Below are 18,521 nucleotides of genomic sequence, written 5' to 3'. Positions count from 1 at the left end.
CGGGGTAGTAGAACGTGTTCTCGTAGGCGCCGCCAGCGAGCGGCCCGGGCGATCGCCTCTTCCGCGGTGGCCTTTCCTCCCCACGAGAGGCACTCCATGAGCGGCACACTCGACGGCCGGGTCGTCATCGTCACCGGAGCCGGTCGTGGCATCGGCGCCTCCGTCAGCCGGCTCTTCGCCGAGCAGGGCGCCAAGCTCGTGCTCAACGACCTGGGTGCCAACCCGGACGGCACCGGCGGCGACGAGGGCCCGGCCCGCGAGATCGCCGACGAGATCACCCGGGCCGGGGGCGAGGCGGTCAGCGACGGCGGCGACATCGCCGACACCGCCACCGGCAAGCGGCTGGTCGACCTGGCGGTGAGCACCTACGGGAAGCTCGACGTCGTCGTCAACGTCGCGGGCATCCTGCGCGACAAGATGATCTTCAACTTGGACGACGAGGACTGGGACGCCGTCATCCGCGTCCACCTGCGCGGCCACTTCAGCACGATCAAGCCTGCCGCCGCCTACTGGCGCGAGCAGCGCAACCCGGACGGCCACTTCCGGATCATCAACTTCACCTCGGACTCCGCGCTCCAGGGTTCGCCCGGCCAGCCGAACTACGCGGCCGCGAAGATGGGCATCATCGGCCTGACCGCCTCGGTCGCCAACGCGCTCGGGCGCTACGGCGTCACCGCCAACGCCATCGCCCCCGGTGCGGCGACGCGGCTCACCGCCACGATCCCGCAGGACAAGAAGCTCGGCGGCGACCGCCCGGCCGCGGACGACTCGCGGTCGCCGGACAACATCGCGCCGATCGTCACCTACCTGGCCAGCGAGGCCTCGGACTGGCTGTCGGGGCGGACCCTCGGCGCGGCCGGGTACGGCGTCACGCTGTGGAACAACCCCGAGGTGCGTGCCTCCATCAGCTCCGACGGGCCGTGGGACCTCGAGGACCTGGCGAAGCAGGTGGAGAGCGAGTTCCGCCCGCTGGCCGACGGGCTCCACCCGTCGATCTTCATGGGTCAGATCCCGAAGTAGGAGGGGAAGCGATGCGCATCGGCTACGGGCTCCGCGGCCAGGCGTCCGACGTCGCCACCGAGGCGGCGTGGGCGCGAGACCTGGGACTGGACGCGCTCTCCACCTCGGAGGTCGCGTACGACCCCTTCCTCCCGCTCGCGCTCGGCGCGGCGACCTCGGGGGAGATGCGGCTCGAGACGCACATCGCCGTCGCGTTCGCACGCAGCCCGATGGTCACGGCCAACGCGGCGCACTACCTGCACCAGGTGTGCGGAGGGCGGTTCGTGCTCGGCCTCGGCACCCAGATCAAGCCGCACATCACCCGGCGGTTCGACATGCCGTGGAGCAGCCGGCCGGCGGCCCAGATGCGCGACTACATCCAGGCGCTGCACGCGATCTGGGCCGACTGGAACGACGGCGTCCTGCTCGACTTCCGCAGCGAGCACTACAACCACACCCTGATGACCGACATGTTCCGGCCGGGGCGGATGCCGACCGCCCCGGAGGTCCACCTCGCCGCGGTCGGCCCGGTCATGACCCGGCTCGCCGGTGAGCTGGCCGACGGGCTGATCCCGCACGCCTTCAGCACTCCGGAGTTCTTCCGGGAGGTCACGCTGCCCGCGCTGCAGGAGGGGCTGGAGCGCTCCGGGCGGGAGCGCTCCAGCGTCGTCGTGCACTGCCCGGGCTTCGTCCTGCTGACCGGCGACGGCGGGCCCTCCGACGACGAGGTGCTCGCCCTGCGGCGGCAGATCGCCTTCTACGGCTCGACCCCCGCGTACGGCGACGTCCTGCGCCGGCGGGGGCTGGACGACCTGCACGAGCAGCTGCACCGGCTCTCGGTCACCAAGGATCCCGAGCGCTGGGCGCGGATGGGCGACCTGGTCGACGATGAGGTGCTCGGTGCGTTCGCCGTCGTCGGGACTCCGCCGGAGGTCGCCGACGAGCTGGTCCGGCGCTACGGCGGGGAGATCGACCAGGTGCACGTCACACCGCCGGTCGGCACCACCCGGGACGACATCGACGGGTTCCGGCGCCGGCTGTCCTGAGCCTCAGCCCCAGGCGCTGGGGTCACCGGAGCTGGGCGGGGCCATCCGCGCCTTGAGCCGGGCGTTCGGCAGCGGCGGTGCGGGCAGCCGCTGCACCGGGCCGCGGTAGCCCTCCACCCGGCCGAACCGCTCGGATCCCGCCTCCCACTCCTCGCGGTAGCCGGCGATCTCCTCGTGGGTGCGGCCGACGAAGTTCCACCACATCACCACGGGCTCGCCGAACGGCTCCCCGCCCAGCAGCATCAGCCGCGCCGGCCGGTCGCCGGGGTTGGTCAGCGTGATCTGCCGGGCGCCGGGGGCGAGGTAGCCGAGCTCCGCGCGGGCCAGCTCGGCGTCGCCGAACACGACCGGACCCTCGTCGACGAGCACGCCGTGCTCGAACTCGGGGGAGACGTCCAGGACGACCTCCGCGCACGGCTCGAGCACCACCTCCGCGCCGAGCAGCGGGGTGTGGGTGGGCACCGGGGACGTCGACCCGCACAGCGTTCCGAGCAGCACCCTGACGACGGCGCCGTCGAGCCGCAGCACATCGGGGACGTGGTGGACGAACGCCCGCGGGGCGTGCCGCGCCGACTCGGGCAGCGCGGTCCACAGCTGGACGCCGTGCAGGACGCCCGAGTCCGGCGTGGACACCTCCGAGTGGGCCACCCCCGACCCGCCCGTCATCAGGTTCAGCTCGCCGGGCCGCACCATCGCGTGCGCCCCGGTGGTGTCGCGGTGCTCGATCTCTCCGCTGAACAACCAGCTGACCGTCTGCAGGCCGGTGTGCGGGTGCGGCGGCACGTCCATGCCACCGGTCCGCGTGACGTCGTCCGGCCCGTAGTGGTCGGCGAAGCACCAGGCTCCGATCAGGGACCGGGCGCGCTGCGGCAGGGTGCGGCGCACCGTCATCGCCCGCGGTCCGCCCAGCGGCACATCTCGACTCGTGACCACCTGCACGTCGCTCACGCGCAGCAGCCTGACACAGACGGGGCGCGGGAGGGGACCGGAGCGACTCGTATCCCGCGACCGACGGGGGCCCGCTGCCGGTGCGGCAGACTTCCCCCGTGCCGCTCCGCCGTCCCCGTCGCGTGTTCGTCCTCGGGGGCGCCCGCTCGGGCAAGTCCTCCTACGCCGAGGGTCTGCTGACCCGGGAGCGGGCGGTCGACTACGTGGCCTGCGGCACGCCGGCCGGCCCCGACGATCCCGAGTGGGCCGACCGGATCGCGCTGCACCGGGCCCGTCGCCCGGCGTCCTGGCGGACGGTCGAGACGCTGGACCTGGCGTCGGTCCTGGGAGAACCCGGCCCACCGGTCCTCGTGGACTGCCTGACCACCTGGTTGGCCGGGACGATGGACGAGTGCGGCGTCTGGTCCGAGCAGCCCGGCGCCGACGGCCGGCTGGCGGCCGCCGTCGACGACCTGCTGGCCGCCTGGGCAGGCACCCGCCGGCGGGTGGTCGCGGTCAGCAACGAGGTTGGCAGCGGCATCGTCCCCGCCACCCCCTCGGGGCGGCGGTTCCGTGACGAGCTCGGCGTCCTCAACGCCCGGATCGCCGCCGGCTCCCAGCGGGTGTGGCTGGTGACCGCCGGGCTGCCGCAACGGCTGCGCTGAACAGCCGGCTCGCCCCCGTGGCTGAGGCTCAGTCCTCGCCGGGGAACAGCACCCCGAGCCCGAACCGGGTGGGCGGGCGGAAGGGCTGCCACTCGTGCCGCGGCTGGGCCAGCCGGTCGGCGATCACCCACAGCACCGCCGGGTCGTGCCCCATGCCCAGATGGCTGGCGTGCACCGCGACGTTCTCGCTGCGCGGCCCCACCTGCTGGCGGCACGCCCGCCACTCCACGACGCCGTCCCACCGCGAGTAGACGGCGGTGCTCGGGATCAGCAGGGGCGAGGCCAGGGAGTCCCGGGAGCCGAACGGCGAGCCCAGCGAGATCACCTGTCGCACCTGGCGCGGCGCCCGCCGGGCCAGGCTCCGGGCGAAGATCCCGCCGAGGCTCTGCCCGACGATGCTCACCGCCGTCCCGTGCTCGGCGGCCAGCCGGTCGAGCAGCCGGGGCAGCGCGTCGCGGATCTCCTGCGTCGGGCCCCGGTTGCGGCCCAGCTCCCACCCCACGACCGGGTAGCCGAGCCGCCGGAGCCAGGTCCGCAGCACGCGGGTCGAGACGTCCGAGGCCATCAGACCGGGCAGGACGAGGACGGGGTGCGGCTCGCCGCGGGGGGCCAGCTGCAGCAGGGGGAGTCCGGCGGCGAAGGCGCCGGCGCTGGCCAGTGCGCGGACGGGCTCGGTGGCGGAGAGCAGGCCCCTCGGACGGCGCCAGGCGGGTCGCGTCACGCCGTCAGTCGGCCGTCGGCGGGAGCAGGCGGGGCGCGAAGACCTCGTCGATCGGCCGGGGGCCCACGTACTGCCGGCAGGTGCAGGGCACCCAGCTGTGCCCGGACCAGCGGCCGCGCTTGTCGTAGGTGTCCCGCTTGAGCTCGGCGTAGCAGGTCGAGGTGTCGCGGTCGTGCTGGCTCAGCGGGTGCCCGCAGCCGCACACCGGGGTGACCGGCGGGGGCGGCGGTGGCCTGCGCCGACCGAGCCGGCCGGCGAGGAAGCCGGACGCGAGCAGGGCGGCACCCACCAGGAGGCTGACCGGTTCCATGCGCCCACTCCCCATGCTCGTCGGCCGTTCGACGGTAACCCGGTGGCGCCACCGGGCGCCGCTTTCGTCCGATCGGGCGGGGTTATCGAGCTGTGTTCCAGGGCACACAACCTTTCGTGGACACGTACGCCGTAGGGTTCGCCCGCCCGGACCGCTGGTCCCGGGGCGAGCCGGCCCATCACTCGCATCCCTGGCACGCCGTCGAGGCGCACCGCCTGCCCTCCGAGCTGGACGGTGAGATCGAACTCGCCGTCTGCGGCGCGATCGTCCAGATCTGGGGCTCGCAGAAGTGGGACCGCGTCGGCGCGGGCCGCACCGCCTGCCCGACCTGCCAGGAGGTCACCTCCGTCGGGAAGGCGCTCACCCCCGCCCGTTGAGTCCCGCCGCTGAGGCCCTGCCCTCAGCGCTCCGGCCGGCGCCCGCTGATCGCCGAGATGCCGGTGATCTCCCGGCCGATGATCAGCGCCTGCACCGAGTCGGTGCCCTCGAACGTGAAGATCGCCTCCATGTCGGCGTGGTGCCGGGCGACGTGGTGCTCGAGCAGGATGCCGTCGCCGCCGAGGATGTCGCGGGCGTCCGCGACGATCGCCCGCGCCTTGGCCGCGTGGTTCATCTTGGCCAGCGAGGCCATCGCCGCCGTCATCCGGCCGGCGTCGGCGAGCGTCGACAGCCGCCAGCACATCAGCTGCATCGAGGTGATCTCGGCCAGCATCCGGGCCAGCTTGTCCTGCACGAGCTGGAAGCCGGCGATGGGCTGGCCGAACTGCTCCCGCTTCAGCGCGTGCGCCAGTGCCAGCTCGTAGGAGGCCATCGCCAGCCCGAGCGCCCGCCAGGCGACGGTGTACCGCGTGCGGTCGAGCATCCGGGAGACGTCCTTGAACGAGTGGCACTCGGCCAGCTTGTTCTCCACCGGCACGCGGACGTCGGTCAGCGTGATCTCGGCCTGCCACACCGCGCGCAGCGCCGTCTTGCCGGTCATGACGGTCGCCTCGTAGCCGGGCAGCTCGCCGTCCCTCCCGCCCGTCTCGACGACGTAACCGCCGACCGCGCCGTCCTCCCCGCGGGCCCAGATGATCACGTAGTCGGCGATCGAGCCGTTGCCGATCCACTTCTTCCGGCCGTTCAGCACGTAGGAGTCGCCGTCCCGGCGGGCGGAGGCCTCCAGGCCGACGGCGTCGGAGCCGTGCTCGGGCTCGGTGAGGCCGAAGGCGCCGACCTTCTCCAGCCGGGCCATCTCCGGCAGCCAGCGCTGCCGCTGCTCCTCCGAGCCGAGCACCGCGATCGACTGCATCGCCAGGAAGCTGTGCACGCCGTTGAACGTGCCGATGCTGCCGTCGGAGCGGGCGAACTCGGCGGCGACCAGGCCGGCGGCGACGTTGCTCATGCCCGGGCAGCCGTAGCCCTCGATGGTGCCGCCGACCACGCCGAGCCCGGCCAGCTTCGGCACGATCTCGAAGGGGAACTCGGCGCGGTCCCAGTAGTCGTTGATCGTCGGCTCGATCTTCTGCACGCAGAAGGCGCGAACCCGGTCGCGGATGGCGATGTCCGCGGGGTCGAGGAGCTCGTCCAGCAGGTAGAAGTCAGGGCTCACGGCGGTCATCTGCCGGACGCTACGACGACTGCGGGCATGCTGCTCGTCGTGCGGATCGTCGTGGCACCCGACTCCTTCAAGGGCAGCCTGTCCGCCGACCGCGCGGCGCAGGCGATCGCCGCCGGCATCGCGCGGGCGGCGCCGGGTGCCGAGCCCGTGCTGCGCCCCGTCGCCGACGGGGGAGAGGGCACCGTGGCCGCGGCGCTGCGGGCGGGTTACGCCGCACGGGAGGCGCGGGTGACCGGCCCCGACGGGCGCCCGGTGGAGGCGGTGCTCGCGCTCCTCGGGACGACGGCGGTGCTCGAGCTCGCCACGGCCGCGGGGCTCGGGCTGCTCGACCGGCCGGCGCCGCTGACCGCCACCACCCGCGGCGTGGGCGAGCTGGTGCGGCACGCGCTGGACCTCGGCGCGCAGCGGATCGTGCTCGGGATCGGTGGGAGCGCGACCACCGACGGTGGTGCGGGGATGCTCCAGGCGCTCGGTCTCCGGCTGCTCGACGCGCGGGGGGTGGAGGTGCCGCCCGGGGGAGCGGGCCTCGCGGAGCTCGACCGGATCGACCCGGCGGCCTCGGACCCGCGGCTGGCGGGGGTGGAGTTCGTCGTCGCGTCCGACGTCGACAACCCGCTGACCGGTCCGAGCGGGGCGGCGCACGTGTTCGGCCCGCAGAAGGGCGCGTCGGCCGACGAGGTGCGTGTCCTGGATGCGGCGCTCAGCCGCTACGCCGCCGTCCTCGCCCGGGATCTGGGCGCGGACGTCGGCGCGGCGCCGGGGGCCGGGGGAGCCGGTGGGACGGCGGCGGGTGCGCTGGCCCTCGGTGCCCGGCTGGTCTCCGGCGCCGGCCTGGTGTGCGACCTGGTCAGGCTCCCCGACGCGCTGGCCGGGGCGGCGCTCGTGGTCACCGGCGAAGGGTCGCTGGACGCGCAGACGCTCCACGGCAAGGCGCCGGCCGAGGTCGCGCGGCGGGCTCGGGAGGCCGGTGTGCCGTGCCTCGCCGTCGCCGGCCGGGTCGCGCTCGGCGCCGAGGAGCTGGCCGCCGCCGGGTTCACCTCGGCGCACGCGCTCACCGAGGTGGAGCCGGACGTGGCCCGCTGCCTCGCCGAACCCGAGCGGCTGCTGACCGAACTGGTGGCGCGGGTGCTCCCCGGCGTCACGAGCGCGTGAGCAGCCCCCGCACGTAGGCCGCCTGCCCGACGTGCTGCAGGTCGTCGGAGAGCACGCTCACCAGCCGGACGCCGAGGGTGACCGGCGGGTCGTAGGAGTCGTCGACGACGCGGTCGAGGTCGTCGTCGGAGAGCCCGCCGAGGAACTCCGCCGTCCGCGCGTGGAGGGCGTCGGCGTAGTCGCGCAGGAGGTCGACCGAGGGCACCCGGACCGCGGCGACCTGCTCGGCGTCGAAGCCGTAACCCGTCGCGGAGGGAGGGAACGGCAGGCCGAACCGGTCGGCCCAGCCGTCCGCCGTCCACACCTGGTCCCGGCCGGCCACGTCGGCGACGTGGTCGTCCTGGACGCGGAGCAGGTGCCAGGCGAGCCAGCCGATCGGATTCGCATCGGGGGAGGGGCGGTGGGTCAGGTCGTCGGCGCCCAGCCCGTCGAGGGCGGCATGCAGGGTGTCGTGGACCTGGTCGAAGGCGTACCGGAGGAGATCGGCGCTGCGCATGGGGCTGGCCCTACCCGCGCAGGCGCCGTCCTCACCCGCGGGTCAGGAGGGGTGGGCGCCGCCGACGGCCTCGTCGGAGGTGCCCTCGGGCTCGCTCTGCGCCTCGAGGTCGGCGGCCTGCTCGGGGGTCTCCTGCTCGAGGGCGATGTCGCGGGGCTGGGGCTCGGGAGTCGTCATGAGCACAGCCTCGCCCAGGACGCCGAGGTCAGCACGGCGAACTCCCTCCTCAACTCCGGCGGCTGATCACCGCGAAGGCCAGTGCGCCGACGCCGATCTCGGCGAAGAGCAGCAGGGCCAGGCACATCTCCACCGAGGCGCCGAAGGCGATGGCGATCGCGGCGACGGCGGTGAGCGGGAAGGCTGCCAGGCCTAGCACGGCGAGGGAGCGGGTCAGGACTGCGTCGTCCCGCTCGTCACCGGTCTGGGTCCAGGCGCGCTCGAAGGTGGTGACGCGGTCGGGGCGCCGGGACACCCGCCAGAGCATGACGGCGGCGACGACCAGGCCGAACGCAGCGCCCTGCAGGAGGCCGTTCCCCATGTTGCCCGGACCGTGCTCCCGGAGCAGCAGCCCGACGGTCAGCACCACGGCGAGGGTGGTGCCGAAGACCAGCAGGAACGTGGCGATCTGCTTGCCGGTGAAGCGGTCAGTCGACATGGAAGATCTCCTCGACGGTGCGGGCGAAGTGCCGGGCGATGGCGATGGCCAGCGGCAGGGACGGGTCGTAGCGGCCGGTCTCGATGGAGTTGACGGTCTGCCGCGAGACCGAGAGGGCCTCCGCCAGCTCGCGCTGCGACAGGCCGGCGGCCACGCGCAGTTCCTTGACGTCGTTGTCCATGGCTCCTCAGGTGGTCAAGCGACCTTGACATGACAAGGGTGCTTGACCTCAATGTTCGTGTCAAGCGTGCTTGACGCCGAGTTCTGGACGAACGCAACGTCCGTACCGCTATCATCGCCGAATGACGATGAATGCCCGGGTCGACCAAGCGGTGGACGAGGCGTCGGCGATGTCCGCTGCGGCCTGCATGTTCCGCAGCCTCGGTGATCCGGCCCGGCTGGCGATCCTCCGCCACCTGGCGTCCGGCGAGCACAAGGTCGTCGACCTCACCGCCCACCTCGGCCTGGCCCAGTCCACCGTGTCCGCGCACCTGGCCTGCCTGCGCGACTGCGGGCTGGTGTCGTCGCGGCCGCAGGGCCGGGCGTCGATGTGGTCGCTGCAGCACGCGGCCGTGCTGATGGACGTCCTCGCGTCCGCGGAGCGACTGCTGGCCGCCACCGGGGACGCGGTCACGCTGTGCGCCACGTACGGCGAGGCCACCCGATGACCGCCGCTGACCTGGCGACTGCGGAGCGGCTCCGGCTCGGACGGCGGGCGCAGCTGCTGGCCGGGGCGTCGGTGACCTACAACGTGATCGAGGCGGTCGTGGCCGTGGCCGCCGGCGTCGCGGCCGGCTCCGTCGCGCTGGTCGGGTTCGGCCTGGACTCCGTCGTCGAGGTGTCCAGCGGGCTGATCATCCTGTGGCAGTTCCGGCACCGGCTGCCCGAGGCCCGCGAGCGGCAGGCCCTGCGACTCATGGCGCTGTCCTTCTTCGCCCTCGCCGGCTACGTCGGGGTGGAATCGGTCCGCGCGCTCGTCTCGGGCGCCGACCCCGACGCCTCGCCGGTGGGCATCGGACTGGCGGTCGCCTCGCTGGTCGTCATGCCCTTCCTGTCCTGGGCGCAGCGGCGGACGGGTCGCGCGCTGGGCTCCCGCGCGGTCGTGGCCGACTCGACCCAGACGCTGCTGTGCACCTACCTGTCGGCGGTGCTGCTGGCCGGGCTGCTGCTGAACACCGCGCTCGGCTGGAGCTGGGCGGACCCGGTCGCCGGGCTGCTCATCGCCGCCGTCGCCGTCCGGGAGGGGCGGGAGGCCTGGCGCGGTGAGGGGTGCGGGTGCGGCCCAGCCGCCCCGGGCTGCACCGACGACTGCTGCACGGGGCCGGCCCAGGGAGTCGGTCGATGACCGTCGTCGCGCTGGTGCTGTACCTGGCGGCCCTGGTCGTCCTGTTCGGGGTCCGGTCGTGGGTGCAGCACCGGCGCACCGGCTCGTCCGGGTTCTCCGGCATCTCCGGCACCCCGGCCGACGCGGGGTGGTGGGGCGGCGTGCTGTTCGTCGCCGCGATCGTGCTGGGCCTGGCCGGGCCGCTCCTCGCGGTGGCCGGCGTCGTGCCGGCCTCGCCGCCGATCGGCGTGCAGGTCGCGGGGCTGCTCGTGGCGCTGGCCGGCTTCGCCGCGACGCTCGCGGCGCAGACCGGCATGGGTGCCTCGTGGCGGATCGGGGTCGATCCCGGCGAGCGCACCGAGCTGGTGACGACGGGCGTCTTCGCACACGTGCGCAACCCGATCTTCACCGCCATGGTGGCCGCGCAGCTCGGCGTCGTCCTCATGGTCCCGACGTGGCCCAGCGCCCTGGCGCTCGTCGCGCTGGTCGTGGCCGTCCAGCTGCAGGTGCGGGCGGTCGAGGAGCCGTACCTGCGGTCCGTCCACGGGGCTGCGTACGACGGCTACTCCGCAGGCACCGGCCGGTTCCTGCCGGGCCTGGGCTGAGGGGGACCAGGCAGGTCAGTCCAGGACGGCGCCGACGGCGAGCACCGCGACCGCGACCAGGAGCAGCAGGACGAGCAGGGTCGTCACCACCGGCACCACGACCCAGCGGCGCTTGAACCGACGCCTGCGACGGGCCGGGGGAGGTGCTGCCTTCCGCTCGCGCCGGCCGTCGGCCAGGTGCCGCGCCTGGTCGCGGGCGTCGCGGGCGACCGAGCCGAGCAGCGAGCGGGACGCCGACGCCAGCGCCCGGAGGTCCGCGATCTCGATGCGCTCCGGCGCGTTGCCCGGGACCGGCCCCGGCGCCAGGGGCGGTGGCGGCGAGGAGGCGGGTGCGGGGGCCGGCGCGCGCCCGGCCGCGACCGCCGCGAGCTGGGACCGGGCGGCGGCCGCCGTGGTGCGCTGCGCCGGGTCCTTCGTGAGCAGGCCGCGCAGCACCGGCTCGAGCGGTCCGGCGCGGAGCATCGGGGCCGGGTGCTCCGACACGACGCTCAGCAGCGTGGCCATCGAGTCGCCGGCGTCGAACGGGGGGCGCCCCTCCACCGCCGCGTAGAGGGTCGCGCCCAGCGACCAGAGGTCGACGGGGGGACGCGGCTCCTCGCCGTGCGCGCGCTCCGGCGCCATGTAGGACGGCGAGCCGATCAGCGCGCCGTGCGTCGTCAGGCTGGAGTCGCCCGTGGTGGTCGCGATGCCGAAGTCGGTGAGGCAGCCCGAGCCGTCGGGGCCCACGAGGACGTTGGCCGGCTTCACGTCGCGGTGCACGATGCCGAGGGCGTGCGCCGCCTCCAGCGCGTCCAGGACGTGCATCCCGATCAGCGCCACGTCGGCCGGCGGCAGCGGCCCGCGCGCCTCGATCACCTCCTGCAGGCTGCGCGCGGCGACGTGCTTCATCACCAGCCACGGCTTGCCGCCCTCCTCCACCACGTCGTAGACCGTGGTGACGTGCGGGTGCTCCAGCTGCCCGGCGGCGCGCGCCTCCCGCATCGTGCGCTCGCGGAGGACGGCGCGCTCCTCCTCGGTGACGTGCAGCGGGAAGGTGACCTCCTTGACCGCCACCTGGCGCTCGAGGACGAGGTCGGTCGCCAGCCAGACGGTGCCCATGCCGCCCTGGCCGAGCACGTGCTCGAGCGAGTACCGCCCCCCGATGACGAGGGTCCGGGGTCCGGTGTCGGCGCTCATGGCTGCTTGCTACCCAGGCCGACGGCCCGGACCCCTCCCCGCGTCAGCTGTCGCGCAACTCCCGGCGGAGGATCTTGCCGGTCACCGTCTTGGGCAGTTCGTCGACGAGGACGACGCTGCGCGGGTACTTGTAGGCGGCCATCCGCTCCTTGCAGTGCGCGATGAGCTCGTCCTCGGTGACCGTCGCGCCGGGCTTGAGGCTGACGAACGCCTTCACGGTCTCGCCGCGCTTCTCGTCGGGGACGCCGACGACCGCCGCCTCCCGGACGCCGGGGTGCTCGGCGAGGACGTCCTCGACCTCGCGGGGCCAGACCTTGTAGCCCGACGCGTTGATCATGTCCTTCTTGCGGTCGACGATGAACACCCAGCCGTCGGGGTTCATGAAGCCCACGTCCCCGCTCTTCAGTGCCCCGCCCGGCAGGTTCGCCGCCGTCTCCTCGGGCTTGCCCCAGTAGCCGGCGACCACCTGCGGTCCGTCGGCGACGATCTCGCCGATCTCGCCCAGCGGCAGGTCGCGGCCGTCGTCGTCCTGGATGCGGACGATCGTGTTCGGCGCCGGCACGCCCACCGACAGCGCCCCCGACGTCGGATCGACCGGCGAGGGCGAGCCGAACGGCGTGACCGTCATCGGGGAGGTCGTCTCGGTCAGGCCGTACGCGTTGTGCACCTGTTTGCCCGTGGCCTCCAGGAACCCCCTCTCCGCCGTCGGCGAGATGGCCGCGCCGCCGGAGTAGATCGAGGTGAACGAGGCGAAGTGGTCCTTCGTGAACCCCGGTGCGTTGAGCAGCGCGTTGAACGCGGTGATCGCACCGATGGTGAAGGCCGGCCGGTGCTCGACGAAGGCGTCGAGCACCACCTGCGGCTCGAAGCGGTAGGCGAGCACCAGCGGCGCGGGGGTCAGCAGGCTCACCGCGACGTGCCCGATCAGCCCGGTGATGTGGAACAGCGGGGCGACGCCGAAGATGGCGCCGTCCCGGCCGGCGTGCACCCAGTCGCGGTAGACCTGCGCGGTGAAGACGACGTTCCGGTGGGTGTTCATCGCGCCCTTGGGCACGCCGGTCGTGCCCGAGGTGTAGGTCAGGAACGCGACGTCGTCGGGGCCGAGATCGACCGGCGGTGGCGTCGTCCCGCGGTGCTCGGCGACGAACGCGGAGAAGTCCGTCGTCCCCTCGTGCCGCTGCCTGGTCGTGCTCGCGAACAGCCGCTCGTCGTCCCTCGTCTGGAACTCCAGCTCGCTGGTCGTGAGCACCAGCCGCACGTCGGTGTCCCCGACGACCTCCTCGGCGACCTCCCCGTACAGCGACTCGAGGGAGACCAGCACCGTCGCGCCGGAGTCCTTGAGCAGGTAGGAGAGCTCGCGCACCCGGCTCATCGGATTGATCGAGACCATGACGCCGCCGGCCTTCCAGGCCGCCACCATGGAGATGACGAACTGCGGCACGTTCTGCAGGTACACCGCCAGCCGGTCACCCGGTGCGAATCCGTTCGCGAGCAGGCCGGCGGCGAGCCCGTCGCTGAGCTCGTCCAGCTCCTGCCGGGTGATCACCCCGTCGAAGTACCCCAGCGCCACCGCGGAGGGATCCTTCGCCACCCCGGCGCGGAACATGTCCAGGGCGTCGTCGAACTCGATGTCGTAGTCGGCCGGCTGGTCCCCGTAGAGCGCCAGCCAGGGCCGCTCGTCGTAGTCGCTCACCGGCCGCCTACTTGATGACGACGGGGTTGACCGGGGTGCCGGCGGCCTTGGACACCTTGAGCGGGGCGGCGACGTAGAGGAACTCGTACCTCTTGTCCTCCGCGCAGTCGGCGGCCAGCTTCTCGAGGTCGGCGATCTCGGTGAGGGTCACGCCCAGGTTCCGCATGAGGGCGCTGTGCAGGACCAGCGCGACGCCGTTGTTCGGGTCGAAGGTGACCTCGTTGGCGATGGTGTCGGTGACCAGGTTGGGGATCTCCATGTCCTGGAACCACTGCACCAGCTCGGGGCTGTAGACCAGGCCGGGCTCGTTGAAGCCCTCGTAGAACGCGTCGCCCTGCTCGTGGAACTGCTGCAGGAAGTTCGTGCGGATGACCAGGATGTCCCGCTTCTGGATCTGGGCTCCCTGGGCCGCGGCGCACTCCTGCAGATCCTCGTGCGTGAAGGTCTCGCCCTTGTCGAGGGTCTCCTTGCCGCGGAAGCGCGCCATGTCGAGCAGCACCGCGCGGCCGACGATGCCGCGCTCGGCGATCGGCAGCACGCTCGCCTTCTCCAGGCCGCCGACGGTGGTGCGGGCGTCGTAGCCGTTCCAGATCTTGCCGTCGTACCAGAGGTGGCCCAGCGCGTCGTACTGCGTGGAGCCCTGCAGGTAGGCGTCGATCTTGTCGTCGGCGTAGTGCAGGCCGCCGGGGAAGGAGGCTCCCTTGCCGCCCTCGTCCCAATCGCTCTCGTCCAGGACCTGGGTGCGGACGGCGGGCGTGCGGCCGGGCCACACGGGGTCGCCCTTGGGGTCGCCGATGAGCCGCTGGAGGGTGAACACCTTGCCGGCGCTCACCAGCCGGACCGCGGCGAGGACCTGCTCGGGACCGAGGTAGTTCAGCGAGCCGACCTCGTCGTCGTCGCCCCACTTGCCCCAGTTCGTCGGGGCATCCTTCAGCAGCTCGGTGAGGGCGGGGGAAGTCGGGGTCGAGTCGGTCACGGGTGCCTCCGGGAGGTGGTGGGTGGGTCGTCCCGGACTATTCGCCGGTGTGGTGCCCATCACAACCATCTGCCACATTCGACGCAACCGCTCCGCACTCCGCCCACCGCCGAGAGGTACGCCATGAGCACGTTGCAGCCCGCCGATCCCGAGTCCGTCTTCACCTACGGCGCTCCCCAGCTGAAGTTCGGGAAGGGCGCCTCGGACGAGATCGGCTTCGACCTCAGCCGCTACGGCGTCCAGCGCGTGCTGGTGGTCACCGACCCCGGGCTCTCGGCCACCGGCATCCCGCAGCGGGTCGCCGAGCAGATGGCGGAGTTCGGCATCGAGGCCCGGGTCTACGACGGCGTGCACGTCGAACCGACCGACCAGAGCCTGATCGCAGCGATCGAGGAGGCTCGCTCGACCGGGCCGTGGGACGCCTTCGTCGCGGTCGGCGGGGGCTCGAGCATCGACACCGCCAAGGCGATCAACCTGCTCACCACGAACCCCGGCGAGCTCATGGACTACGTCAACGTGCCGGTCGGCAAGGGGCAGGCGCCGCCGAACCCGCTCAAGCCGATGGTCGCCGTCCCGACCACCACGGGCACGGGTGCGGAGAGCACGACGATCTGCGTGATGGACGTGATCTCGGCGCGGGTGAAGACCGGGATCAGTCACGCCCGGCTGCGGCCGACGCTCGCGGTGATCGACCCGGCGCTCACCCTCACCCAGCCGGCGGGGGTGACGGCCGCCTCGGGCATGGACATCCTCTGCCACGCGCTGGAGAGCTACACCGCGCGCTGGTACACGACCTACGAGCACAAGACGCCCGACCAGCGGGTGCCGTACTGCGGCTCCAACCCGATCTCGGACATGTGGTCGGAGAAGGCGCTGTCGCTGCTGGCCGGCTCCTTCCGCCGGGCGGTCCGGCACGGGGACGACGAGCAGGCGCGGGCGGACATGGCCATGGCGGCGACCTTCGCCGGCATGGGCTTCGGCAACGCCGGGGTGCACATCCCGCACGCCAACGCCTATCCCATCGCCGGGCAGGTGAAGGACTTCCACCCCAAGGACTACCCGACCGGCGAGGCGATGGTGCCGCACGGGATGTCGGTGGCCCTGACCGCGCCGGAGGCCTTCCGGTTCACCTTCGACGCCTCGCCCGAGCGGCACGTGCGGGTGGCGGAGCTGCTGGCCCCGAACGCCGGACAGCCGACCGATGCCGCGGAGTTCCTGCCGACCGTCCTGGCCGACCTGATGCGCGACATCGACATCCCCAACGGGGTCGGCGCCGTCGGCTTCGGTGAGGGCGACATCCCGGACCTGGTCGAGGGCACGATGAAGCAGCAGCGACTGCTGGCCACCTGCCCGAAGGAGGTCACCGAGGACGACATCGCCGGCATCTTCCGGCGGTCGATGTCGCTGTGGTGATCAGCCGGCCCAGACGACGCTCTTCGTGACCTGGGCGGCGGCGACGACCTCGCCGTCGACGGTCGCCTCGGCGCGCAGGAAGGCGACCGAGCGGCCCCGGCGCAGGACGGTGCCGGTGAGGTCGACCCGCGCACCGGCCGGCACCGGCCGGATCAGGGAGACCGTCAGGTCGTGGGTCACCGCGTGCTCCTCGTCGGACAGCGACGGCAGCAGAGCGAGGAACGCGGCGACGTCCATCAGCGTGTAGATCACGCCGCCGTGCAGCAGCCCGACCTGGTTCTGCGTGGGCTCGTCGACCGGGAACCAGATGCCCGCGGACGGATCGGCGGCCTCGCGGAGCTGCATCCCGAGGAACCGGTGCAACGGGATGTCGAGCACCGCCTGCACGCGGGCGGCGAGAACGCTGTCGGACGGCATGCGAGCCATCTTCGTCGCCGGCCCGATCGCATCGGGCTGCGCCCCGGTCGACGTCCCGGGGCATCCGGTCGTGACGTCTGCCGGTCGGCGTCGGGGACAAGGGCCCTGTCTCGCCCTTGTCCGGTCGACGGACGCTCCTCGTGTTGATCTCCGGCGGCCGAGCCGCGGCCGCCGGGACGCGAGGAGGAACACGATGACTGCTCAGACCCGCGCAAAGGCGACCGCAAAGTCCGAGAGCCCCGCCCAGGAGCCGGACGAGCCCGGTCAGACCCACGCACAGGCGACCGCGGCGTCCGAGAGCCCGGCACAGGAGCCGGACGGGACCGGTGGTGTGGCCGGCGACAAGACCGCACTGGACAAGGCCGCGCACCTGTCCCAGGAGGTGCTGAAGTCCGTGGAGGCCGGACAGCGCGCGGCGATCGAAGCGGTTCGGAAGTTCGTCGACACCGTCGATGAGATGCTCCCCGTCGCCGGCGACCGCCCCTCTCGCCGCGAGACCGTGATCGACGGTGCGCTGGAGATGGCCGACAAGCTCGTGGCGACGCAGTACGACTTCCTGCGCAACGTCGTGCGCAGCGCCGAGAGCTCCCTGAGCGAACGGGGCGCTGCGAAGAAGTGAGCCCGGCAAGGTCCGTCGAGCACCGGTGGGGCGGGTGGGGCTCGAACCCACGACCCAGGGATTATGAGTCCCATGCTCTGACCAGCTGAGCTACCGCCCCGGCGTCTCCAGCCTGCCAGAGAGGCGCGGATCACATCGGCGGTCCGCTCGCTGGTGGCGTCGGCGAGTCCCCCGACGACCCCGGTCGGGTGCCGTTATCTCGCCGTGACATGGCTGCCGAGCGGACGTACGGTCGAGCGCGGTCCACCGAGCTTCGCCGTCGACACCCGAGGGCCTCGGCCGGACCCCGCCGGCCCCAAGGCCGGAGGGACCGGGGACCCACCGCAGTTCTGGGGTGAGTCCTGCTCGCGTACGGGGCGTCGAGCAGGTAGGGCACTCATGCGCCCGAACCCGTCAGCTAACTCGGTAGGCGGACGTGAGGAATGGAGAACAGTCGCGTTGGCGACCAGGCACAACCGGACCACCACGATCTCGCCCCGCCGCCGCGTCGGTCTGACGCTGGCCACCACCGCTCTCCTGACCGCGGCACTGCTCGGCGCACCCGTCGCTCTCGCCGCGCCCGCTGACGACGCCCGCGTCGAGGCCGCGCGCACGCAGCACGACGCCGTCGCGGCGGAGATCGCCGCCCTCGGCGCCCGCGTCGCCGAGGCCGAGCAGAACCTCCAGCGGATGACCCTCGAGGCCGAGGCGGCGAGCGGCAACGCGCTGGCCGCACAGGCCGCGCTCGACGTCGCCAACCAGGAGGCCTGGCTCGCAGCCGTGGCGCTCGCCGAGGCGGAGCAGGCCGTCGAGAAGGCCGAGGACGACGTCGCCGAGATCGGACGCCATGCCTACATGGGCGGCGGCCAGAAGTCGTCCTTCGGGGACGTGACCCTGCTGCTCGAGGCGGAGGGTCCGGCAGAGTTGCTCCAGCAGGCCGCCACGCTCGACGTCCTCGGTGCCCACCGGGCCGAGACGCTGGGCGTCATGGAGACCGTGCAGGTGCAGCAGGCCCGTGCCGAGCAGGCGGCGCAGGCGTCCGTCGCCGAACGCGACCGGGCCGCCGGCGAGGCCGCCGCGGCGCACGCCGCCGCGGAGGCTCAGTTGTCCGGCGCCCAGGCCGAGTTCGACACGCTCGCGCTGGAGAGGCTCGGGCTGGCCGAGCAGTTGCGGGCGGCCGAGATCCGCCTGCTCGAGATGCAGGGCGCACGCGACGCCGCCGTGGCCTGGGAGGCCCAGCAGGCGGCTCGCGAGGCGGCCGCCGCCGCGGCCAACGCCGTCACCACCACCGCCGTGCCCTCCGGCCGAGCCAGCCGCGGCGGGAGCGGCACGCTCGCCTCGGCCGGCGGTGCCACCGCTCCGGCCAACGGCCGTGTCACCTCCTGCTACGGCACCCGTTGGGGCACGCTGCACGCCGGCGTCGACATCGCCGCGCCGATCGGCACGCCGGTGTTCGCACCCGAGGGTGGCGTCGTGCTCCAGGCCGGCCCGGCCAGCGGCTTCGGCCTCGCCGTCGCGGTGCAGCACCGCGACGGCACGATCACCCTCTACGGCCACGTGAACCAGTTCTTCGTGAGCCCCGGGCAGACCGTCGCCGCGGGGGAGCAGATCGCCGAGGTCGGCAACCGCGGGCAGTCCACCGGCCCGCACCTGCACTTCGAGGTGCACGAGGGCGGCCTCTACGCCAACCGCGTGAACCCGGTGCCGTGGCTCAGCCAGCGTGGCATCTCTCTCGGCAGCTGCTGACG

At 73.2% G+C, this 18,521-nt stretch carries 23 protein-coding genes, 1 tRNA gene and 1 riboswitch; of the genes, 11 read left to right on the top strand and 13 right to left on the bottom strand.

Features of this window, described 5'->3' with window-relative positions:
- The first annotated feature begins 96 nt into the window (after positions 1 to 96).
- A complete protein-coding gene (locus CRP29_RS18045; RefSeq protein WP_097196404.1) occupies positions 97 to 1,020 on the top strand; it encodes an SDR family NAD(P)-dependent oxidoreductase in 924 nt (307 codons plus the stop codon).
- A gap of 11 nt (positions 1,021 to 1,031) precedes the next feature.
- Positions 1,032 to 2,045, top strand: a complete 1,014-nt coding sequence (locus CRP29_RS18040; RefSeq protein ID WP_097196403.1) for a TIGR03617 family F420-dependent LLM class oxidoreductase — start codon at positions 1,032 to 1,034, stop codon at positions 2,043 to 2,045.
- Positions 2,046 to 2,048: 3 nt separating this feature from the next.
- Here CRP29_RS18040 and CRP29_RS18035 read toward each other — a convergent pair whose 3' ends face one another.
- A complete protein-coding gene (locus CRP29_RS18035) occupies positions 2,049 to 2,993 on the bottom strand; it encodes a pirin family protein (protein WP_217991652.1) in 945 nt (314 codons plus the stop codon).
- Between the two features lie 98 nt (positions 2,994 to 3,091).
- Here CRP29_RS18035 and cobU point away from each other — a divergent pair, with 98 nt between their 5' ends.
- The gene (gene cobU / locus CRP29_RS18030; protein ID WP_217991651.1) at positions 3,092 to 3,637 is read left to right on the top strand and encodes a bifunctional adenosylcobinamide kinase/adenosylcobinamide-phosphate guanylyltransferase; all 546 of its coding nucleotides are present in this window, start codon (positions 3,092 to 3,094) and stop codon (positions 3,635 to 3,637) included.
- 28 nt (positions 3,638 to 3,665) lie between these two features.
- Here the strand turns inward: cobU and CRP29_RS18025 are convergent, their stop codons facing one another.
- A complete protein-coding gene (locus CRP29_RS18025; RefSeq protein ID WP_097196401.1) occupies positions 3,666 to 4,358 on the bottom strand; it encodes an esterase/lipase family protein in 693 nt (230 codons plus the stop codon).
- A 4-nt stretch (positions 4,359 to 4,362) separates the two neighbouring features.
- Positions 4,363 to 4,668, bottom strand: a complete 306-nt coding sequence (locus tag CRP29_RS18020; RefSeq protein ID WP_097196400.1) for a hypothetical protein — start codon at positions 4,666 to 4,668, stop codon at positions 4,363 to 4,365.
- Positions 4,669 to 4,784: 116 nt separating this feature from the next.
- On the opposite strand from CRP29_RS18020, the gene CRP29_RS18015 reads away from it, so the two are divergent.
- Positions 4,785 to 5,045, top strand: a complete 261-nt coding sequence (locus tag CRP29_RS18015; protein WP_097196399.1) for a hypothetical protein — start codon at positions 4,785 to 4,787, stop codon at positions 5,043 to 5,045.
- A gap of 23 nt (positions 5,046 to 5,068) precedes the next feature.
- On the opposite strand, the gene CRP29_RS18010 is transcribed toward CRP29_RS18015, so the two are convergent.
- Positions 5,069 to 6,268, bottom strand: a complete 1,200-nt coding sequence (locus CRP29_RS18010; RefSeq protein WP_097196398.1) for an acyl-CoA dehydrogenase family protein — start codon at positions 6,266 to 6,268, stop codon at positions 5,069 to 5,071.
- 27 nt (positions 6,269 to 6,295) lie between these two features.
- Between CRP29_RS18010 and CRP29_RS18005 the strand changes: the two genes are divergently transcribed.
- A complete protein-coding gene (locus CRP29_RS18005) occupies positions 6,296 to 7,420 on the top strand; it encodes a glycerate kinase family protein (RefSeq protein WP_097196397.1) in 1,125 nt (374 codons plus the stop codon).
- Here the strand turns inward: CRP29_RS18005 and CRP29_RS18000 are convergent.
- Genes CRP29_RS18000 through CRP29_RS17990 form a run of 4 tightly spaced genes read right to left on the bottom strand, consistent with a single transcriptional unit; the run spans position 7,407 to position 8,752 of the window.
- A complete protein-coding gene (locus CRP29_RS18000) occupies positions 7,407 to 7,916 on the bottom strand; it encodes a mycothiol transferase (protein WP_097196396.1) in 510 nt (169 codons plus the stop codon). The two genes, CRP29_RS18005 and CRP29_RS18000, sit on opposite strands and share 14 nt — an antisense overlap.
- Positions 7,917 to 7,958: 42 nt before the next feature.
- Positions 7,959 to 8,093 carry a hypothetical protein gene (locus CRP29_RS23630; protein WP_255362359.1) on the bottom strand — a complete coding sequence of 45 codons (135 nt, stop codon included), beginning with the start codon at positions 8,091 to 8,093 and terminating at the stop codon, positions 7,959 to 7,961.
- Positions 8,094 to 8,142: 49 nt separating this feature from the next.
- Entirely contained in the window at positions 8,143 to 8,571 is a 429-nt protein-coding gene (locus CRP29_RS17995) for a hypothetical protein (RefSeq protein ID WP_097196395.1), read from the bottom strand.
- Positions 8,561 to 8,752, bottom strand: coding sequence for a helix-turn-helix transcriptional regulator (locus tag CRP29_RS17990; RefSeq protein ID WP_091985309.1), 192 nt, complete (start codon positions 8,750 to 8,752; stop codon positions 8,561 to 8,563). Before CRP29_RS17990 ends, CRP29_RS17995 begins: the two co-directional genes overlap by 11 nt.
- Before the next feature lie 121 nt (positions 8,753 to 8,873).
- Here CRP29_RS17990 and CRP29_RS17985 point away from each other — a divergent pair, with 121 nt between their 5' ends.
- Genes CRP29_RS17985 through CRP29_RS17975 form a run of 3 tightly spaced genes read left to right on the top strand, consistent with a single transcriptional unit; the run spans position 8,874 to position 10,500 of the window.
- Positions 8,874 to 9,239: an ArsR/SmtB family transcription factor gene (locus CRP29_RS17985; RefSeq protein ID WP_097196394.1), complete on the top strand. Its 366-nt coding sequence runs from the start codon at positions 8,874 to 8,876 to the stop codon at positions 9,237 to 9,239.
- The gene (locus CRP29_RS17980; RefSeq protein ID WP_097196393.1) at positions 9,236 to 9,916 is read left to right on the top strand and encodes a cation diffusion facilitator family transporter; all 681 of its coding nucleotides are present in this window, start codon (positions 9,236 to 9,238) and stop codon (positions 9,914 to 9,916) included. The genes CRP29_RS17985 and CRP29_RS17980 overlap by 4 nt, the downstream gene beginning before the upstream one ends.
- Complete coding sequence (locus tag CRP29_RS17975; protein WP_097196392.1) at positions 9,913 to 10,500, top strand: methyltransferase family protein; 588 nt, start codon at positions 9,913 to 9,915, stop codon at positions 10,498 to 10,500. Before CRP29_RS17980 ends, CRP29_RS17975 begins: the two co-directional genes overlap by 4 nt.
- Before the next feature lie 15 nt (positions 10,501 to 10,515).
- Here CRP29_RS17975 and CRP29_RS17970 read toward each other — a convergent pair whose 3' ends face one another.
- The 3 genes from CRP29_RS17970 to CRP29_RS17960 are packed head-to-tail and all read right to left on the bottom strand — an operon-like array spanning position 10,516 to position 14,345.
- Positions 10,516 to 11,676 carry a serine/threonine-protein kinase gene (locus tag CRP29_RS17970; protein ID WP_097196391.1) on the bottom strand — a complete coding sequence of 387 codons (1,161 nt, stop codon included), beginning with the start codon at positions 11,674 to 11,676 and terminating at the stop codon, positions 10,516 to 10,518.
- Positions 11,677 to 11,719: 43 nt separating this feature from the next.
- Positions 11,720 to 13,369: an AMP-binding protein gene (locus tag CRP29_RS17965; RefSeq protein ID WP_097196390.1), complete on the bottom strand. Its 1,650-nt coding sequence runs from the start codon at positions 13,367 to 13,369 to the stop codon at positions 11,720 to 11,722.
- Positions 13,370 to 13,376: 7 nt separating this feature from the next.
- Positions 13,377 to 14,345, bottom strand: coding sequence for a cyclase family protein (locus tag CRP29_RS17960; RefSeq protein ID WP_217991650.1), 969 nt, complete (start codon positions 14,343 to 14,345; stop codon positions 13,377 to 13,379).
- A gap of 123 nt (positions 14,346 to 14,468) precedes the next feature.
- On the opposite strand from CRP29_RS17960, the gene CRP29_RS17955 reads away from it, so the two are divergent.
- Complete coding sequence (locus CRP29_RS17955) at positions 14,469 to 15,758, top strand: hydroxyacid-oxoacid transhydrogenase (RefSeq protein WP_097196388.1); 1,290 nt, start codon at positions 14,469 to 14,471, stop codon at positions 15,756 to 15,758.
- Here the strand turns inward: CRP29_RS17955 and CRP29_RS17950 are convergent, their stop codons facing one another.
- The gene (locus tag CRP29_RS17950) at positions 15,759 to 16,175 is read right to left on the bottom strand and encodes a PaaI family thioesterase (RefSeq protein ID WP_097196387.1); all 417 of its coding nucleotides are present in this window, start codon (positions 16,173 to 16,175) and stop codon (positions 15,759 to 15,761) included.
- A 193-nt stretch (positions 16,176 to 16,368) separates the two neighbouring features.
- Between CRP29_RS17950 and CRP29_RS17945 the strand changes: the two genes are divergently transcribed.
- Positions 16,369 to 16,794: a hypothetical protein gene (locus tag CRP29_RS17945; protein ID WP_217991649.1), complete on the top strand. Its 426-nt coding sequence runs from the start codon at positions 16,369 to 16,371 to the stop codon at positions 16,792 to 16,794.
- A 26-nt stretch (positions 16,795 to 16,820) separates the two neighbouring features.
- On the opposite strand, the gene CRP29_RS17940 is transcribed toward CRP29_RS17945, so the two are convergent.
- Positions 16,821 to 16,894, bottom strand: a tRNA-Ile gene (locus CRP29_RS17940).
- A 177-nt stretch (positions 16,895 to 17,071) separates the two neighbouring features.
- Positions 17,072 to 17,221: riboswitch (cyclic di-AMP (ydaO/yuaA leader) on the top strand.
- Between the two features lie 11 nt (positions 17,222 to 17,232).
- Here CRP29_RS17940 and CRP29_RS23625 point away from each other — a divergent pair.
- Complete coding sequence (locus tag CRP29_RS23625; protein ID WP_281256815.1) at positions 17,233 to 18,519, top strand: M23 family metallopeptidase; 1,287 nt, start codon at positions 17,233 to 17,235, stop codon at positions 18,517 to 18,519.
- The last annotated feature ends 2 nt before the right edge of the window (positions 18,520 to 18,521 follow it).

The organism is Blastococcus aggregatus, from assembly GCF_900221005.1.
Classification (GTDB): domain Bacteria; phylum Actinomycetota; class Actinomycetes; order Mycobacteriales; family Geodermatophilaceae; genus Blastococcus; species Blastococcus aggregatus.
Note: the sequence above shows the minus strand (reverse complement) of the source record. Positions and strands in the feature narration are given on the sequence as shown.

Excerpts from the sequence above, each read along its gene's own strand:
- CRP29_RS23630 (WP_255362359.1), bottom strand. The coding sequence starts at position 8,093 with ATGACGACTCCCGAGCCCCAGCCCCGCGACATCGCCCTCGAGCAGGAG.
- CRP29_RS18010 (WP_097196398.1), bottom strand. The coding sequence starts at position 6,268 with ATGACCGCCGTGAGCCCTGACTTCTACCTGCTGGACGAGCTCCTCGAC.
- CRP29_RS17985 (WP_097196394.1), top strand. The coding sequence starts at position 8,874 with ATGACGATGAATGCCCGGGTCGACCAAGCGGTGGACGAGGCGTCGGCG.
- CRP29_RS17955 (WP_097196388.1), top strand. The coding sequence starts at position 14,469 with ATGAGCACGTTGCAGCCCGCCGATCCCGAGTCCGTCTTCACCTACGGC.
- CRP29_RS17975 (WP_097196392.1), top strand. The coding sequence starts at position 9,913 with ATGACCGTCGTCGCGCTGGTGCTGTACCTGGCGGCCCTGGTCGTCCTG.
- CRP29_RS18000 (WP_097196396.1), bottom strand. The coding sequence starts at position 7,916 with ATGCGCAGCGCCGATCTCCTCCGGTACGCCTTCGACCAGGTCCACGAC.
- CRP29_RS18040 (WP_097196403.1), top strand. The coding sequence starts at position 1,032 with ATGCGCATCGGCTACGGGCTCCGCGGCCAGGCGTCCGACGTCGCCACC.
- CRP29_RS17950 (WP_097196387.1), bottom strand. The coding sequence starts at position 16,175 with ATGCCGTCCGACAGCGTTCTCGCCGCCCGCGTGCAGGCGGTGCTCGAC.
- CRP29_RS17945 (WP_217991649.1), top strand. The coding sequence starts at position 16,369 with ATGACTGCTCAGACCCGCGCAAAGGCGACCGCAAAGTCCGAGAGCCCC.
- CRP29_RS18020 (WP_097196400.1), bottom strand. The coding sequence starts at position 4,668 with ATGGAACCGGTCAGCCTCCTGGTGGGTGCCGCCCTGCTCGCGTCCGGC.
- CRP29_RS18045 (WP_097196404.1), top strand. The coding sequence starts at position 97 with ATGAGCGGCACACTCGACGGCCGGGTCGTCATCGTCACCGGAGCCGGT.
- CRP29_RS18005 (WP_097196397.1), top strand. The coding sequence starts at position 6,296 with ATGCTGCTCGTCGTGCGGATCGTCGTGGCACCCGACTCCTTCAAGGGC.
- CRP29_RS17980 (WP_097196393.1), top strand. The coding sequence starts at position 9,236 with ATGACCGCCGCTGACCTGGCGACTGCGGAGCGGCTCCGGCTCGGACGG.
- CRP29_RS17995 (WP_097196395.1), bottom strand. The coding sequence starts at position 8,571 with ATGTCGACTGACCGCTTCACCGGCAAGCAGATCGCCACGTTCCTGCTG.
- CRP29_RS17970 (WP_097196391.1), bottom strand. The coding sequence starts at position 11,676 with ATGAGCGCCGACACCGGACCCCGGACCCTCGTCATCGGGGGGCGGTAC.
- CRP29_RS17990 (WP_091985309.1), bottom strand. The coding sequence starts at position 8,752 with ATGGACAACGACGTCAAGGAACTGCGCGTGGCCGCCGGCCTGTCGCAG.